Origin of the sequence: Paraburkholderia sp., assembly GCF_034668105.1 — a bacterium.
In the GTDB taxonomy this organism is placed as follows: Bacteria; Pseudomonadota; Gammaproteobacteria; order Burkholderiales; family Burkholderiaceae; genus Paraburkholderia.
In genome coordinates, this window is sequence record NZ_JAXDPY010000056.1 from 1 (window position 1) to 16,839 (window position 16,839).

A 16,839-nucleotide genomic window follows, 5' to 3' on the forward strand; every position below is an offset into this window, starting at 1 on the left:
GCCGACGTGGTCGCCAACAATGTGGCCGCGCCGATCGAGCAGCAGGTGAACGGCGCGGACAACATGATCTACATGAGCTCGTCGAGCTCATCGACCGGTAACCTGACCGTCAACGCGTACTTCCAGATCGGCACCAATCCGGAACTCGCGCAGGTCGATGTGCAGAACCGTGTCAATCTGGCGTTGCCGCAGTTGCCTTCATCGGTGCAGGCGCAAGGCATCCAGGTGCAGAAGAAGTCGTCGGCGTTCATGATGGTGATCGCGATCTATTCGCCGAGCGATCGCTACGACGCGACCTACATCGCCAACTACGCGAACATTTACGTGCTCGATGCGTTAAAGCGCATTCCGGGCGCCAATCAGTCCGCCATCTTCGGCACGCCCGACTATGCGATGCGGATCTGGCTGAAGCCCGATCGCATGGCGCAACTGGGGATCACGGCGGGCGACGTGCAGAAAGCCGTCGCGAACCAGAACCAGCAGTTCGCCGTCGGCCGCCTCGGGCAGTCGCCGACCGGCTCGCCCGTTGAGCAGTCGTTCGCGGTCACGACCACGGGCCGGCTCACCGACCCCGCCGAGTTCGAGAACATCATCATTCGCGCGGCCAGCGGCGGCGCGGCGATCGTGCGCCTGAAGGACATCGGGCGCGCGGCGCTCGGGCAGAAGGACTATTCGATCCGCAGCCGCTATCAGGGCAAACCGGCGACGGTCATGGCCGTGTACCAGCAGCCTGGTGCGAACGCGCTTGACGTGTCGAAGCAGGTGCGCGCGACGCTCGCCGAGATGAAGAAGACGTTTCCGGAAGGGCTCGAATACAGCATCGCGATGGACACAACCGAGTTTACCCGGGCGTCGATTTCGGATGTCGTGCACACCTTCTTCGAAGCGCTGGTGCTGGTCGTGATCGTCGTCTTCGCTTTCCTGCAGAGCCTGCGCGCGACGCTGATTCCGGTGCTGGCGGTGCCCGTGTCGATTGTCGGCACCTTCATGGGGATGCTGGCGCTCGGCTTCTCGATCAACATGCTGACGCTGTTCGGCATGGTGCTCGCAATCGGCATCGTCGTGGACGATGCGATCGTCGTGATCGAGAACGTCGAGCGCAACATGAACGTGCACAAGCTGAGTCCAAAGGACGCCGCCAAGCGGGCCATGGACGAAGTCTCCGGCCCGGTTATCGCGATCGTGCTCGTGCTGTGCGCGGTGTTCGTGCCGGTGGCGTTCCTCGGCGGCATCACTGGCCAGTTGTACAAGCAGTTCGCGATCACGATTGCGATCTCGGTGGTGTTCTCGGGTCTCGTCGCACTGACGCTGTCGCCAGCGCTGGCCGCACTGCTGCTCAAGCCCGGCCACCACGAAAAGCGCGGCTTCTTCAAGTGGTTCGACAACAGCTTCGAAAGGATGACGGGCGGCTATACCCGCGCGGTCAAGCTGGTCATCAAGCGGTTCGTCGTGGCACTGCTGCTGTTTGTCGGGATGATCGCGCTCGCGGTCGTCATGATGCGCACGATACCGACTTCGTTTCTGCCGCCCGAAGACCAGGGCTATCTGCTCGGCGCGGTCATCATGCCGGACGCAGCAAGCCTGGATCGCACGGGCGAAGTTTCGCAGCACGTCACCGACTACTTCATGAAGCAGGAGGCGGTGGGCAGCGTGACGATCGTCGACGGTTACAGCCTGCTCGACAGCCAGAACAAGAACAACGCGAGCACGTTCTTCATCGGCTTCAAGAGCTTCGATGAGCGCTACAAGTTTGCCAACATAAAGACCCAAAACGCGCGGGCGGTGCTGATCGGCGCGTATGAGAACCTGTCGAAAATAAAGGAGGGCATCATCCTGCCGGTCAATCCGCCGTCGATCCCCGGGCTCGGCACGACAGGCGGAACCGAGATGTGGATCCAGAGCAAGGGTGACGGGACCATCGCGCAACTGGCGGAGGTGGTGGATAACTTTCTGGAGAAGGCAAAAAAACGACCTGAGCTGGCGCGCGTGACCTCGACTTTCAATGCGTCGTCGCAGCAGTTGCTCGTCGACGTCGACCGGGACAAGTCGGAAACGCTCGGCGTTCCGGTCGAGGAAGTGTATAGCGCGATGCAGACCATGTTCGGCTCGCTGTACGTATCGCAGTTCAACCGGTCGAGCCGGCTGTGGCAGGTCATTCTCCAGGCCGAGCCCTCGTACCGGTTGACGCCGCAGGATCTGAACCAGATATACGTGCGTAGCAAGACGAACAGCATGGTGCCGCTCAAGGCGGTGGTGACGTCGCGGTACGTGACCGGCCCCGATCTCATCACGCGGTTCAACAACTTTCCCGCGGTCAAGATCACGGCCAACGGCGCGCCGGGCTACAGCTCCGGGCAGGTCATCTCGACGCTTGCGGAGGTCGCCGGTGAGGTCATGTCGTCGGATTACGGTGTCGGCTGGAGCGGTGAGGCCTACGAGGCACGGCAGTCGGGCGGCACGTCCGGGCTCGTGTTCGTATTCGGCCTCGTGATGGTCTTCCTCATTCTCGCCGCGCAATACGAGAAATGGAGTTTGCCGTTCGGCGTGCTGATGGCGGTGCCTTTCGCGTTGTTTGGAGCGTTGCTCGCGATCCTGCTGCGCGGTCTCGAGAATGACGTCTATTTCCAGATCGGCCTGACGATGCTGGTCGCTCTTGCCGCGAAGAACGCGATCCTGATCTTCGAGTTTGCGGTGCTGAACCGGGAGACAGGGGCGTCGGTTTACGACTCCGCCGTCACGGCGGCGACCGAGCGGCTGCGGCCGATCGTGATGACGTCGCTCGCTTTTATCCTGGGGTGCGTCCCGCTTGCTATTGCCACGGGGGCGTCGGCTAACAGCCGGCATTCGATCGGCACAGGCGTGATCGGCGGCATGCTCGGCGCAACGGTGATCGCCGTGTTCTTCATCCCGATGTTCTTCTACGTACTCGAAACGATGTCGGAGCGAACCAGCAAGAAGACACCCGATTCGAGCGGCGGTGCCTCGGGCGATGGGCCGCCGCCCGTTACGCAACCGGGCCCGGGCGCGCCCGCCATCAAACCATCGGCCCCGCGCGAGGACGACTGACATGCGCGGCTTCGCGTTCCTTCTGCGTCTGCTATCCACGCTGCTGCTGTTGGGGCTGATGGTGGGATTGGGCGGCTGTCTGCTCGGCCCGGACTACGTGCGGCCCACGGTGCCCACGCCGGCAACCTTCCGCTTCGAACCCGGCGAAGCGGCCGATGTTGCCAATGCGATGTGGTGGGAGCAGTTCAACGACCCCATCCTGAACGATCTGATTGCCGCCGCGCTGGCGGACAACAAGGACGTGAAAATCGCCGCGGCGCGCGTCGACCAGTTTCTTGGCCAGTTCGTCACGACGCGCTCGGGCCTGTTTCCGCAGATTAGCGCGGGCTTTGACGCATCCCGTCAACGCGTATCGGTTGCCGGGCTGCCAACGCTGCCGCCCGGCGTCAACCCTGTATTCAACGAATTCCAGGCGCCGTTGATGGCAGCATGGGAAATCGACTTCTTCGGTAAGGTGAGACGTCAGACCGAGTCGGCGCGAGCAAGCCTGCTGGCAACTGAAGAAGGCCGGCGCGCGACGATCCTGTCGCTGGTGGCGTCGGTCGCCTCGTCGTACATCAATTTGCGCGACCTCGACCAGCAACTCTCGATCGCGAAGGCGACGACCGAAAGCCGTGCCGGCTCGGTAAAAGTATTTCAGGCACGGTTTGCAGGCGGCGATGTGTCGCAGATGGAACTGGCGCAGAGCCAGTCGGAATACGAGGCATCGCTCGCGACGATTCCGCAGATCGAGACACAGATTGCCCAGCAGGAAGACGCGCTGTCCGTGCTGCTCGGTCGCAATCCCGGTCCGATTCTGCGCGGCCGCGAACTGACGGAACTGGAGGTGCCACCGGTGCCCGCCGGCCTGCCTTCCGATCTGCTTCAGCGCCGTCCCGATCTGCGTCAGGCCGAGCAGAACCTTATCGCCGCGAACGCATTGATCGGCGCCGCGCGCGCGCTTTATTTTCCGACGATTTCACTGACGGGCATGTTCGGAACGGCGAGCGGCCAGTTCTCGAATCTGTTCACCGGACCGGCACGGATCTGGTCGTATGCAGGCTCGCTGACCGTGCCGATCTTTACCGCGGGCAGCATCAGCGGCCAGGTGAGCCAGGCGGAAGCGCAGCAGCAACAGGCGTTGTTCCAGTACCAGCAGTCGATCCAGGTCGCTTTCCAGGAAGTCGACGATGCGTTGATCTCGCTCCAGAAATCGCGCGAGCAACTCGTCGTGCAAGGCCGTCAGATCGAAGCGTTGCAAACCTATTCGCGGCTCGCGCGACTTCGCTATGAAGGCGGCTATACGAGCTATATCGAAGTGCTGGACGCCGAGCGCAGCCTCTTCAACGCGCAACTGAGCTACACGCAGACCAACGGCCTGGTATTCAGTTCTCTGATTGGTTTGTACAAGGCAATGGGCGGCGGCTGGGTCATCGAAGCCGAACGCATGACGGGGCAGGTGATGCAGCATGGCGCTGCGGCGCCCGGTCCCACACAACCTCCGACGGAGCAGTCGCAATGACCGCCGGGCGCCTTATCGCCTGCCACGAATGCGACCTGCTGCAACGGGAGGCGGCCTTGACGGGCGAGGGCGTGCTGCGCTGCTGCCGTTGCGGTGCGGAACTGTACCGTAACCACCCGGACAGTCTCGATCGTGCGCTCGCTTTCACACTCGCGGCCATCGTGCTGTTCGTGATCGGCAATACGTATCCGATCGTCGGTCTGTCGGTTAACGGCGATCTTGTTCAGACCACGTTGCTGGGCACGGTGCGCATCCTGTATAGGGACGGCATGTGGCCGATCGCTGGGCTCATGTTCGCGACGACCTTTCTGATGCCGCTGCTGCAGATGTCCAGCATGGCGTACATCCTGTTGCCGCTGTGGCTTGATCGCCGCCCGTATCGCCCCGACATCGTCTTTCGTCTGCTGCAGATGTCGCGGCCGTGGGGCATGACGGAGGTCCTGATTCTCGGCATGCTGGTCGCACTGGTCAAGCTCACGCACATTGCCAGCGTCGTGCCGGGCATCGCGCTGTGGGCTTTCGGCGCGCTCATGCTGCTGCTCGCCGCGGCCAGTGCTGCATTCGATCCGCACGAGCTCTGGCTGCGAATGGGCGATCGCTACAGTGGCGCGCCTGACCCGGACGAGCTCACGACGCCATCCGCACGCACGGCAAGGGCCAGCGGTCTGATGACCTGTCACAGCTGCGGCTTGCTGACGAAGTCGGACGCGCATGGGCACGACGCCAGCTGTCCGCGCTGCGGCGCGCCTCTTCACGAACGCAAGCCGGCGAGCGTCACGCGGACGTGGGCCTTCCTGATCGCCGCGATGGTGCTGTATATCCCGGCGAACATGCTGCCGATGATGAATACCAGCTCGCTGTTCGGGGCGCAGAAGGACACGATTCTGAGCGGCGTCGTGTACCTGTGGACCTCCGGCTCATGGCCTTTAGCCATCATCGTGTTCATCGCGAGCATCGCCGTTCCGATGCTGAAGATCATCGCGATCATGTTTCTTGTCATCTCGACGCAGCGTCGCTCGATCGCGCTGTTGCAGGAGAGAACACGCATTTACCGCGTGGTCGAACTGGTCGGGCGCTGGTCGATGCTCGATATCTATGTGATCACCATTCTGGTCGCACTCGTCCAGTTCAATGCGCTCGCGACCATCCAGGCAGGCCCGGCCGCCGTCGCGTTCGGCGCGGTGGTGGTGCTGACGATGTTCGCCGCCATGTCATTCGACCCGCGCCTCATCTGGGACGCAACGGAGCCCGATCATGGCTAAACCTCCCGGTCAACCAGGTTCGCCGGACGTTCCTGAAGCTGTCGCCACTTCGCGCTCGCGCTGGCGGATGCAGATCGTGTGGCTGGTGCCGCTGATCGCAGTGCTCATTGGCGGCTGGCTGGCGGTCAAGGCGATCATCGAGCAGGGCCCGACGGTTACGATCAGCTTTGAGACCGGCGAGGGGCTCGAGGCGGGCAAGACCAAGATCAAGTTCAAGAACGTCGACATCGGTGTGGTCAAGAGCGTCACGATGTCGGGCGATCACCGCCGCGTGATCGCCACCGCCGAACTGTCCAAAGATGCCACAAACCTGCTGGTAGACGACACGCGATTCTGGGTCGTACGTCCGCGTATTTCTGGCGGCACCGTATCGGGCATCGGCACCTTGCTGTCAGGTTCCTTCATCGGCATGGACGTGGGCACTTCGACGCAGCCGAGGCGCGGTTACACAGGCCTGGAGACACCGCCGGTGTTCGCCATCGGCGTGCCGGGCCGCGAGTTCGTACTGAAAGGCGCTGACATGGGCTCGCTCGATGTCGGTTCGCCCATTTTCTACCGACGGCTGCAGGTCGGCCAGATCATTTCCTACCAGTTGGACCCGGACGGGAAGGGTGTGACGATGCGTGTCTTCGTCAATGCTCCTTACGACAAATACGTGAAGCCGGACACGCGGTTCTGGCAGGCGAGCGGGATCGACGTGTCGCTCGATACGACGGGCGTCAAGGTCAACACCGAATCGCTGGTGGCCATCCTGGTCGGCGGACTCGCATTCCAGACGCCCGACGAAACGGCCAATGATCCAGAAGCCGCCGCGAACACGGCGTTTTCGCTGTACCACGATCGCGCGGAGGCGATGAAGCAACACGATCGGATCGTCGATACCTATGTGCTGGTTTTCAAGGAGTCAGTGCGAGGGCTGGTGGTCGGCGCGCCGGTCGATTTTTTCGGTATCGTGGTCGGCGAAGTCTCAGCGATCAATACGCGGTTTGATCCTCCCACCAAACAGTTCAGCATCCCGGTCGAGATACGGCTCTTTCCAGAGCGTTTCACGGCGCGCTTTATGAAGGGAGGCAGAGGAAGGATCACCAGCGATCCTCAGCGACTTGCGCAAACGCTGGTCGACAATGGCTTACGTGGACAGTTGCGCACCGGAAACCTGCTGACCGGGCAACTGTACATCACGCTCGCCTTTTTCCCGAACGCGCCCAAGGCGAAGGTCGACTGGACCACCACGCCGCCCGAGATCCCAACCATACCTGGCGGCCTGCAGTCCATGCAGGATTCGGTGACCAGTCTGCTCGCCAAGCTGAACAAGATCCCGTTCGAAGGGATCGGGAAGGACGCACAAAAGACGCTAGCCGATGCGGGTACCCTTCTTAAGCAGTTGAGGACGGATGTGGTGCCTCAGGCCCGGGACACGCTCGCCGCCGCACAGACGGCGCTGAATTCCGCGAACGGCGCGCTGCAGCCGGATTCCCCGTTGGCGCAAAACACCGCGGACGCCATGAGCGAACTGGCGCGCACAGCAGCGGCTTTCCGCACACTGGCGGACTACCTCCAGCGCCATCCGGAGGCGCTCATCCGCGGAAAGGTGGAGGATAAAAAGTGATACGCCTGTCCCTATGCCTTGCCATTACGCTGACGATGATCACACTCGTCGGTTGTGCCAGTCCGAAGGCGCAGTTCTACACTTTGAGCGCGGAGGCGCCGCGCGAAGGCGTCAATCGCGGGTCGCCCGTCACGGTCGTGATCGGGGCAGTCAGCGTGCCCGAACTCGTCGACCGGCCTCAGATCGTGGTTCGCGCCGGCACGAACCATGTGGCTATCGAGGAATTTGCGCGCTGGGCTGAGTCCCTGAAGAGCCAGATCCCGCACGTGGTCGCCGCGGATCTCTCGCAGCTGCTGAACAGCCCTCGCGTGTCGACTTCTCCGATTGGTGGAGATCCGACAGCAGTGTGGCGAGTGCGCATGGACGTCCAGCGCTTTGAAGCCGACCTCGGCGATGCCGCAACCGTCGATGTTTTGTGGTCGGTGTCGCCACCCGGGAAAGCCTCGCCGCTCACCGGCCGGACCGTCGTGCGCGAACCCTGCACAGGCGTAGGCTACGATGCGGCGGTGGCGGCCTGGAGCCGCGCCCTTGCCACGGTCAGCCGTGATGTCGCCGCCGCGATCCGCCCGGCGGCGTCGCCCTGAAACGTGGCAGTGCAATGTAACAGCGAAGGGAATTGCATTGGGGAGGACGTCGCATGGCCAGGTAGCGGATGGACACAGACATTTTCGTTGCGTCGTGATCGCCGCGCCGCTCGTGGTCCGGCTCGGTCTGTTCATCTGGGAAGCCGATTGGAAGTGCCGGCTTCGTAACGCGCGTACGCTGCCTTGTGCTGTTGCAAGGCGGCCCCACGTGGCTCGAACGCAACTATAGTTGATTCCGCGGCGCGAGCCGGCAAGGAGGAGCGGACGTGGAAACCGTGATCAAGGCGTCTGGGAAGGCCAAGACCAAAGTCAATAACGTCGCGGAGGATGTCCCGGTTCTTCGCTCCCGCGCAGAGCGTCTCGCCGCCGGTCAGGCGTTGCGCGATAGGGTGCCGCGCAGCAGCCACGCCGACTGGACACCATCGGCCCAGCGCCGGGATCCCATAGAGATTCTGGAAGAATCAAATCACGATCGATTGCCTGAACTGGTGCCGATCCGCTATGGCCGGATGCTCCGCAGTCCCTTCACGTTCCTGCGCGGGTCGGCGGCGCTCATGGCCCACGATCTCGCGACTACGCCGAGCACAGGCCTTCGGGTGCAAGCCTGTGGAGACTGCCACCTGTTGAATTTTGGCCTGTTTGCCACCCCGGAGCGCAATCTGGTCTTCGATCTGAACGACTTTGACGAAACGCTGCCAGCGCCCTGGGAATGGGATCTGAAACGGCTGGCCGTCAGTTTCGCGATTGCTGGGCGCGATAACGACTTGCCGGATGCGGATTCCCGGAAAGCCGTCCTCGAGTGCGTGCGCGCATATCGGGAACACCTGCGGGAATATTCCCGGACGAATCCGCTGGAAGTCTGGTACACCCGCCTGGACGTGGAAACCCTCATTGCAACGGCGCCCGATGAAAAGGTCAGAAAATACCGGGAGCGACTGGCAGAAAAAGCCCGCCAGCGTGTTGTCGAAAACCTCTTTCCCAAGATCACCGGCGAAGTGGCGGGGCGACGTCGCCTGGTCGATCAACCGCCGCTGCTCTACCACATCAGTGACCCGGGCTTCGAGGAACGGGTTCGTGAGGCACTCGCCGACTATCGTCAGTCGCTGTCCGATGAGCGGCGTGTCCTGCTGGATCGCTACCACCTGGAGGACTTCGCCCTGAAGGTCGTGGGTATCGGCAGCGTCGGGACCCGGTGCTTCATCGGGCTGTTTTTCGACGAGGAAGACCATCCCCTGATGCTCCAGTTCAAGGAACAGCGCCGGTCGGTCCTCGAACCCTACGCGGGAAAGAGCGACTATGACAATCAGGGGCAGCGTGTCGTCATGGGACAGCGGCTGATGCAGTCTTCCAGCGACATCTTCCTGGGATGGTTGCGCGGACAGCGAGGGCATGACTTTTTTGTGCGGCAGTTGCGGGACATGAAGATGTCGGTTGTCCTCGATGAAATGACCGCCGCGCAGCTTAACCGCTATGCCCGGTTCTGCGGCTGGACCCTGGCCCGCGCCCATGCCAAGTCCGGGGATGCCACGACCATCAGTGGCTATCTGGGCAAGGGCGATGCCTTTGACGAGGCCATCGGCGCGTTTTCGCTCGCCTATGCAGATCAGACGGAACGTGACCACGCGGCGCTGGTGAAGGCGGTACATGCCGGACGGCTGGCGGCTCTCGTTGAGGAGTAGCGTCCTGCACCACTCACACGACGGGCCGTTGCGCACGACCTGTCGCGGCAGCTTTGACCAGCTCCACGCGCAGCCGCCTCAATGCCTTTTCATGATCCTTCGTGGGCAGCTTGCTCTTGCTTTCCGCGGACCAGTCCATTGAACCAAGGTCCAATGGCGGCGGTTCTTCGAAGGTTATAGGCTAAGTGGGGAAGACATCCTGTCTGCGGTCGGCGCACCAGATCGCGCTGCCCATCGCGCAGCCCTGTCGTCGGCATACGCTACCGGACCGCACGCCCCGCGCGGCTTTGGCCTGATCGCTTGCCAGGAGTTTGACGTGAGTTCGCGACCGCAAGTGGATATTGCCCGCATCCTGCTGATCATCGTGATTCTGTCGCTGCTCATCTTTGGCAGTCTTTATATCGTCCGTCCGTTTCTGCCGGCGCTGATCTGGGCGACGATGATCGTCGTCGCCACCTGGCCGGTGATGATCGGTATCGACAAGCGCGTGGGTGGCCGCCGCTGGGTCGCCGTCACCGTGATGCTGGTCGGCCTGCTGATCGTGATCGTGCTGCCGCTGTACGGGGCGGTGTCGACGATCGCCGGGCACGGCGGCGACATTGTCGACCAGGCGGAGGCGCTGCCGTACTACTCCCTGCCTCCCCCGCCCGCCTGGCTGCATGAGGTGCCGCTCGCCGGCGAAGGCCTCGCACGCGAGTGGCAGCGCCTGTCCGACGCGGGTCGCGGTGGCATCCTTGCGCAAGTGCAGCCTTATGCGCTGATAGCCGCGAAATGGCTGCTCTCGCAAGCCGGCACGGTCGGCCTGCTGGTGGTCCACCTGGTGCTGACCGTGATCATCGCCGGCATTCTCTATTCGCGGGGCGAGGCCGCGTCCAGCAGCGTGGTGCGTTTCGCGGCGCGCATTGCCGCGGAACGCGGCGCGGCGGCAGTGCGGCTCGCCGGATTGTCGATCCGCGCGGTCGCACTCGGGATCGTCGTAACGGCGGCCGCGCAAGCGGCGCTCGCCGGGCTGGGCCTGTACGTCGCCGGAATCCCCGGCGCGGGGATCCTGACCGCGCTGATCCTGATCCTCTGTCTCGCTCAGATCGGTCCGGGCCTTCCGCTGATCGGTGCTGTGGTCTGGCTGATCTATCACGACCGACTCGTCGCGGGAATCGCGCTGGGGGTCTGGTCGGTGTTCGTCGGGCTGCTCGACAATGTGTTGCGGCCGCTGCTGATCAGGCGAGGGGTGGACCTGTCGCTGCTGCTGATCCTGACCGGGGTGATCGGCGGGGTGATCGCGTTCGGGATCGTCGGGCTGTTTATCGGCCCGGTGATACTTGCGGTGACCTTCACGCTGCTGCAGGCGTGGATCGACGAGGAGGCGGCACCGGCGCCTATCGAACCGGCGCTCACGGGCACCGGCGACCGTCTGGATGGTGAGCCGCAGTAGCACCACCGACGCGCCACGCGTGATACCGCGAGTGCGTCGGGTACGGCGCTTGACGTGAATGTGCCAGCGATATGCCGTTTTCCGGGGACGTTATGAGTTTTAGTACCGTCAAGGCGTATTTTTTGAGGTCTTGAAGAAAGCGATGCTCAGCACCACGCATACCGATGCACCGGCGTTGCCTGAATCGCGCACGATGGGCGCTCGCCTGTGTTGCGTCGAGCTGAGTTCATTTACCCCTAACGGAGCAACAGCATGGGCACTGGAATCGTGGACGTAGCGGAACAAAAACGCCTGAACGACGCGCGTGAGGCCCAGGTGCCGTGGAAGAAGTGGGGGCCTTACCTCAGCGAGCGGCAGTGGGGGACGGTGCGAGAGGACTACAGCGACAACGGCGATGCCTGGAACTACTTCACCCATGACCATTCCCGCTCACGTGCCTATAGGTGGGGCGAGGACGGGCTTGGTGGACTCTGCGACGACAAGCAGCAGCTGTGCTTTGCGCTAGCGTTGTGGAACGAGCGCGATCCGATCCTGAAGGAGCGGCTCTTTGGCCTCACCAACAGTGAGGGCAATCATGGCGAGGACGTCAAGGAGTATTACTTTTACCTCGACAGCACGCCCACCCACTCCTACATGAAGTACCTCTATAAGTACCCGCAGCGAGAATACCCCTATCGGGACCTGATCGAGACCAACCGGAGACGATCGCGGGAGGAGTTCGAGTACGAACTGCTCGACACCGGTGTCTTCGATGATGACCGGTATTTCGATGTGTTCATGGAATACGCGAAGGCGGATCCGGACGACATCCTCGTTCGTATTTCCGTGCACAACCGCGGACCGAAAGCGGCACGGCTGCGGGTCCTGCCGACGCTATGGTTCCGCAACACATGGTCATGGGGTGAGGACGATCGCAAGCCCTCGCTGCGCGATGCGGGCCCAGGCGCCATTCAGGCCACGCACCCTGAACTCGGCCACTACTGGCTCCATTGCGATGGCGCCCCGGAGACGCTCTTCACCGAGAACGAGAGCAATGCGCAGCGTCTGTGGGGCCAGCCCAACGCGTCTCCCTATGTCAAGGATGCGTTCCACGCCTACGTCGTTTCGGGACAAGGCGACGCGGTGAATCCCGCCAGGACGGGAACCAAGGCCGCGGCCCACTATGTCTGCGACGTGCCCGGCGGCGGCAGCACGACCATCCAGCTGCGCCTGACGGCAACCAAAGTGGACAATGCGTTCGCCGACTTCGAGAACATATTCGATAGTCGCATCGCCGATGCTGACCAGTTCTACGAGCGGATCGTGCCCGGATCGTTGACCGAAGACCAGCGCCGGGTGCACCGTCAGGCGTTGGCAGGAATGCTGTGGAGCAAGCAGTACTACTACTTCGATCTACAGCTCTGGCTGCGTGAGCACTGGAGTCATCCATTGCTCGAGGCCGCGCGCCACGACGTGCGCAACACGGAGTGGTTCCACATGTTGAATGCCGACGTGATCTCCATGCCGGACAAGTGGGAGTATCCGTGGTACGCCGCCTGGGACCTGGCTTTCCATACGGTCTCCCTGGCGCTGGTGGATTTCGATTTCGCCAAGGAGCAGCTGCTGCTGATGCTGCGCAGCCTGTACGTCCACCCAAGCGGGCAGATTCCAGCTTACGAGTGGAACTTCAGCGACGTGAATCCGCCAGTGCATGCCGCTGCCACGCTCTGGCTGTACAAGTACGAGAAGCAGCTGGGCCGGGCCGACCTGCGATTCCTGGAACGTTCGTTTCAGGGGTTGATGCTCAATTTCAACTGGTGGGTCAATCGCAAGGACCCAGCCGGCCGCAACGTCTTCGCTGGCGGTTTTCTGGGTCTGGACAACATCGGTGTATTCGACCGCAGTGCGCAGCTCCCGACCGGTGGTTCGCTGGAGCAGGCGGACGGGACGGCGTGGATGGCGTTCTATTGCCAGAGCATGCTGGAGATGGCCATTATTCTGACCGAGTGCGACCCGGTCTACGAGGAGGTCGCCTTCAAGTTCGTCCAGCATTTCATGTGGATTGCCTATGCGATGGACCGCCGTGGCGAACATAGCGATGAGATGTGGGACGAGGAGGACGGTTTTTTCTATGATCTGTTGCGGCTCCCCGACGGCCAGACGATGCGTCTGAAAGTAAGGTCGTTGGTGGGATTGTTGCCACTATGCGCGTCCACGGTGTTCGAAGCGGAGTCTGTCACGCGGTATCCGAAGCTGATGGAGCTGATTACGCAGTTTCGAAAACGCTACCCCGAACTGGTTGCCCATGTGGCTCCGACCGACGCGGGTTTCATCGGCCATAGGGAGCGGAGACTTCTATCGATCCTCAGCAAGCGGAAACTCGAGCGCGTGCTCGGCTACCTGCTCGATGAAAACGAGTTCCTGGGGCCGCACGGCATTCGTTCGCTCTCCCGGTATCACCTGGACCATCCATTTGTGATGAATGTCGGTGGACAGGAGTACAAGGTGCAGTACCTGCCGGCCGAATCGAATACTGGCATGTTCGGTGGCAATTCGAACTGGCGCGGTCCAGTGTGGATGCCAGTCAATCTGCTGATCGTCCGGGCGCTGATGAATTTCTACACTTTTTTCGGCGATGACCTGAAGGTTCAATGTCCGACCGGGACGGGGCCGCACATGACGTTGTTCGAGGTAGCGCAGGAGCTTGTCCGTCGGCTGACGGGTACGTTCCTACGCGATGCCGACGGGCGGCGGCCGGTTCATGGCGGGACGGCCAGGTTCCAGGACGATCCGCATTGGCGCGACCTGATCCTGTTTTACGAGTACTTCCACGGTGACAATGGCGCGGGCGTTGGGGCCAGCCACCAGACAGGCTGGACGGGCCTCGTCGCTCCTCTCCTGGATCTGTTTGGGCGTGTCGATGCGCAAACCATGCTGGAATCCGAACGCGGGCGCGTGATGGCGGGGATCGTAAGAGGGCAGGTGGGCGGAGAAAAGATCGGCGAAAAGTAAAGGAGAGAATATGTTCGACTTACGCTACCCGGTGCTGTACCAGATCAACACCCGCGTCTGGCTAACCGAGCTGTCTCGCGTGCTGGGGAGGCGTGCGACCCTGGACGATATTCCGGATGCCGAGCTGGATCGCCTTGCCGGGCTGGGTTTTGATTGGGCCTGGTTACTGAGCGTCTGGCAGACCGGCCCCGCAGCGCAGGCGATCTCCCGTGCGAATCCCGAATGGCGTCGCGATTTCGCTGAAACGCTATCGGACCTCAAGGACGAAGACATCGCCGGCTCCGGGTTCGCCATCCAGAGTTACACCGTCCATCGCGATCTGGGCGGCGCCGAGGCGCTCGCCCGATTGCGGCACCGTCTGCAGCAACGCGGACTGAAGCTGATGCTCGACTTCGTGCCGAATCACATGGCGCCGGATCATGACTGGATCAATGAGCATCCGGACTACTTCGTCCACGGGAGCGAGGCGGACCTGGCTCGCTCACCGCGCAACTACTGCCGCGTGCAAACAAGGAACGGTCCGCTGGTGCTCGCCCACGGCCGGGATCCGTACTTCGACGGATGGCCCGATACCTTGCAGCTCAACTACGGCAATCCGGCGTTACAGCAGGCGATGATCGGCGAGCTGCAAAGAATCGCAGGGCAATGCGACGGCGTGCGATGCGACATGGCCATGCTGGTCTTGCCCGACGTGTTCGAACGCACCTGGAACATTCGCGCCGATCCCTTCTGGCCGAAGGCGATCGAATCCGTGCAGCGCAAGCATCCGCAGTTCCTGTTCATGGCGGAGGTCTATTGGGACCTGGAATGGACGATGCAGCAGCAGGGCTTCGATTACGCCTATGACAAGCAGATGTATGACCGCCTGCGCGATGCGCACGCACGGCCGGTGCGCGAGCATCTGCACGCAGGGCTCGATTACCAGGACAAGCTGGCCCGCTTTCTGGAAAACCACGACGAGCCCCGGGCGGCGGCGACCTTCGATCCCGACAGACACGAAGCTGCAGCCATCATCACCTTCCTGTCACCGGGCCTGCGCTTTTTCCACCAGGGCCAGTTCGAGGGCCGCAGGAAACGCATTTCGCCGCACCTGGTCCGGGCGCCACAGGAGCCCGTCGATGTAGCGTTGCAGGCGTTCTACGAGAGCCTGTTGGCGGTGCTGCGCCAGCCCGTCTTTCGAGACGGCGCGTGGAGCCTGCTCGAATGCGTACCGGCGTGGGAGGGCAATTGGACCTCGGATTGTTTCGTCGCGTCGTCCTGGCAGCGAGATGACCGCGAACGGCGGCTCGTTGCCGTCAACTACGCCGACAACCAAAGCCAGTGTTACGTGCGACTGCCGTTTCCCGACATGGCCGGCCGCACGGTGCGGATGAAGGACATGATGGGGTCGTCCAGTTTTGATCGCGACGGTAACGATCTCATTTCACGCGGTCTTTACCTGGATCTGCCACCATGGAGTTACCACGTCTTCGAAATGACCGCATCGTGAAGCGCGCACGACGCTAAGCGCGAGAGCACTGCGAGCCGCGCTGTAACCCACAGGGTTTCCACGTTAAGTCAGCGATTGAACCAGCGGTATTGGAGCGCGACCGAGACGGTCTGGAAATTTCCGCCGATGCGTGTCGTTAACCCACGCGACCATGCGAGTTTGGCTGACCATTGTGCGGCAAGAGGAACCGACAATGTTACCCCGTAGCGAGTACTGCTTTGCAGATCCTGGTTCTGGACGCCATTGACGCTTGTCCGGCCGCCCGTGAAATACGCAACGTCTGCGGCGATCCACAGTCCGGGCCGCCACGTGTAGCCTCCATGCCATTGGAACATGGCCAGCGGAGCCTGGCTCCGTCGCTTGCCACCAAAAAAGTTCGTATTGTCGGTGAACACCCAGACCCCAGCGGCGCCGTCTACAAACCAGTTGCCGACTGGCTGCGACAACCCCAGTTCAGGTTTGAATGCCCATCGGTTCGAACCCACATTGATGATACGGGCAGGCTGATATTGGCCGGTCGGCGCGACCACGCTCAGGCTGGCACCCAGTATCGTGCTCGGGCTACGCTGGGCAAATTCCTCTGGTGTGAGCGCGGGACCGCCCAGCAGATTCGCGGCAATCCGGAGCCGTACATCGCCTAGCCCCGAACGCCAGGCCTGACCAGGCACGCCTGCTACATTCCCCGTCAGGTTCGCATTGGCAAAAGGCAGCAACACAGCAACGCTGGCGACATGCCCCGCGACGCCAAAGCTATGAGAATAGCCCAATGAATACGTGTTGATTCGGGCTTGAAGATCGGTGATGGGCAGCGAAGGGTCCAGCGAAACGTCGCCGGTCGATCGAGCATAGCCCGCCACCACGAAGTTCGTTCCAACCGGGACAGCCGAATAGGTGCGCGGCTCCATTTCCTGCGCGGACGCCAGTACGGACCAGAGAAGCGCTATTCCCGCCCAGACGAGCGTTGCGTGCGATCTGCGAACGGCGGCAATCGTCGGTACAGATGACGATCGCGCTTGTAGGCGCGAGTGGCAGCAAAGGGGTCGAACTGAGCCGTTCAAAGTCACCGTTCTGGGCCCTCTCGGGCGGCGATAGTTCAGGGGATGGAATGACGCGATGAGCTACGCGACTAATCAGTGCAAGCGCGGCAGAGCCGGTATTTCATCGGGATGGCGGTTCGGCCGGAATGCCGCTCCGGGATGTCGGCGTCTCGTCCTCGGTACTATCGA

The 16,839-nt window shown here is 62.3% G+C and carries 10 protein-coding genes; 9 read left to right on the forward strand and 1 reads right to left on the reverse strand.

Features of this window, described 5'->3' with window-relative positions; genetic code table 11:
* The 9 genes from QOC89_RS02865 to QOC89_RS02905 form a co-directional block, all read left to right on the forward strand.
* Nucleotides 1–3,066, forward strand: a 3,066-nt coding sequence (locus tag QOC89_RS02865) for an efflux RND transporter permease subunit (RefSeq protein WP_323043640.1), incomplete at its 5' end; no start/stop codon positions are given.
* 1 nt (nt 3,067) lies between these two features.
* On the forward strand, nt 3,068–4,567 hold the full coding sequence (locus QOC89_RS02870) for an efflux transporter outer membrane subunit (RefSeq protein WP_323043641.1): 1,500 nt from the start codon (nt 3,068–3,070) through the stop codon (nt 4,565–4,567).
* The gene (locus QOC89_RS02875) at nt 4,564–5,829 is read left to right on the forward strand and encodes a paraquat-inducible protein A (RefSeq protein ID WP_323043642.1); all 1,266 of its coding nucleotides are present in this window, start codon (nt 4,564–4,566) and stop codon (nt 5,827–5,829) included. The genes QOC89_RS02870 and QOC89_RS02875 overlap by 4 nt, the downstream gene beginning before the upstream one ends.
* Nucleotides 5,822–7,438, forward strand: a complete 1,617-nt coding sequence (locus tag QOC89_RS02880) for an intermembrane transport protein PqiB (protein WP_323043643.1) — start codon at nt 5,822–5,824, stop codon at nt 7,436–7,438. The genes QOC89_RS02875 and QOC89_RS02880 overlap by 8 nt, the downstream gene beginning before the upstream one ends.
* Before the next feature lie 35 nt (nt 7,439–7,473).
* Nucleotides 7,474–8,022, forward strand: a complete 549-nt coding sequence (locus QOC89_RS02885) for a PqiC family protein (protein WP_323043644.1) — start codon at nt 7,474–7,476, stop codon at nt 8,020–8,022.
* A gap of 266 nt (nt 8,023–8,288) precedes the next feature.
* Nucleotides 8,289–9,701: a DUF2252 domain-containing protein gene (locus QOC89_RS02890; RefSeq protein ID WP_323043645.1), complete on the forward strand. Its 1,413-nt coding sequence runs from the start codon at nt 8,289–8,291 to the stop codon at nt 9,699–9,701.
* A gap of 316 nt (nt 9,702–10,017) precedes the next feature.
* Complete coding sequence (gene ydiK / locus QOC89_RS02895) at nt 10,018–11,133, forward strand: AI-2E family transporter YdiK (protein WP_323043646.1); 1,116 nt, start codon at nt 10,018–10,020, stop codon at nt 11,131–11,133.
* Between the two features lie 252 nt (nt 11,134–11,385).
* On the forward strand, nt 11,386–14,124 hold the full coding sequence (locus tag QOC89_RS02900; protein ID WP_323043647.1) for an MGH1-like glycoside hydrolase domain-containing protein: 2,739 nt from the start codon (nt 11,386–11,388) through the stop codon (nt 14,122–14,124).
* Between the two features lie 10 nt (nt 14,125–14,134).
* A complete protein-coding gene (locus QOC89_RS02905; RefSeq protein WP_323043648.1) occupies nt 14,135–15,613 on the forward strand; it encodes an alpha-amylase family glycosyl hydrolase in 1,479 nt (492 codons plus the stop codon).
* A 68-nt stretch (nt 15,614–15,681) separates the two neighbouring features.
* On the opposite strand, the gene QOC89_RS02910 is transcribed toward QOC89_RS02905, so the two are convergent.
* Nucleotides 15,682–16,518, reverse strand: coding sequence for a transporter (locus tag QOC89_RS02910; protein ID WP_323043649.1), 837 nt, complete (start codon nt 16,516–16,518; stop codon nt 15,682–15,684).
* Nucleotides 16,519–16,839: the final 321 nt, after the last annotated feature.

Excerpts from the sequence above, each read along its gene's own strand:
- QOC89_RS02870 (WP_323043641.1), top strand. The coding sequence starts at position 3,068 with ATGCGCGGCTTCGCGTTCCTTCTGCGTCTGCTATCCACGCTGCTGCTG.
- QOC89_RS02875 (WP_323043642.1), top strand. The coding sequence starts at position 4,564 with ATGACCGCCGGGCGCCTTATCGCCTGCCACGAATGCGACCTGCTGCAA.
- QOC89_RS02880 (WP_323043643.1), top strand. The coding sequence starts at position 5,822 with ATGGCTAAACCTCCCGGTCAACCAGGTTCGCCGGACGTTCCTGAAGCT.
- QOC89_RS02885 (WP_323043644.1), top strand. The coding sequence starts at position 7,474 with ATGATCACACTCGTCGGTTGTGCCAGTCCGAAGGCGCAGTTCTACACT.
- QOC89_RS02900 (WP_323043647.1), top strand. The coding sequence starts at position 11,386 with ATGGGCACTGGAATCGTGGACGTAGCGGAACAAAAACGCCTGAACGAC.
- QOC89_RS02905 (WP_323043648.1), top strand. The coding sequence starts at position 14,135 with ATGTTCGACTTACGCTACCCGGTGCTGTACCAGATCAACACCCGCGTC.
- QOC89_RS02910 (WP_323043649.1), bottom strand. The coding sequence starts at position 16,518 with ATGGAGCCGCGCACCTATTCGGCTGTCCCGGTTGGAACGAACTTCGTG.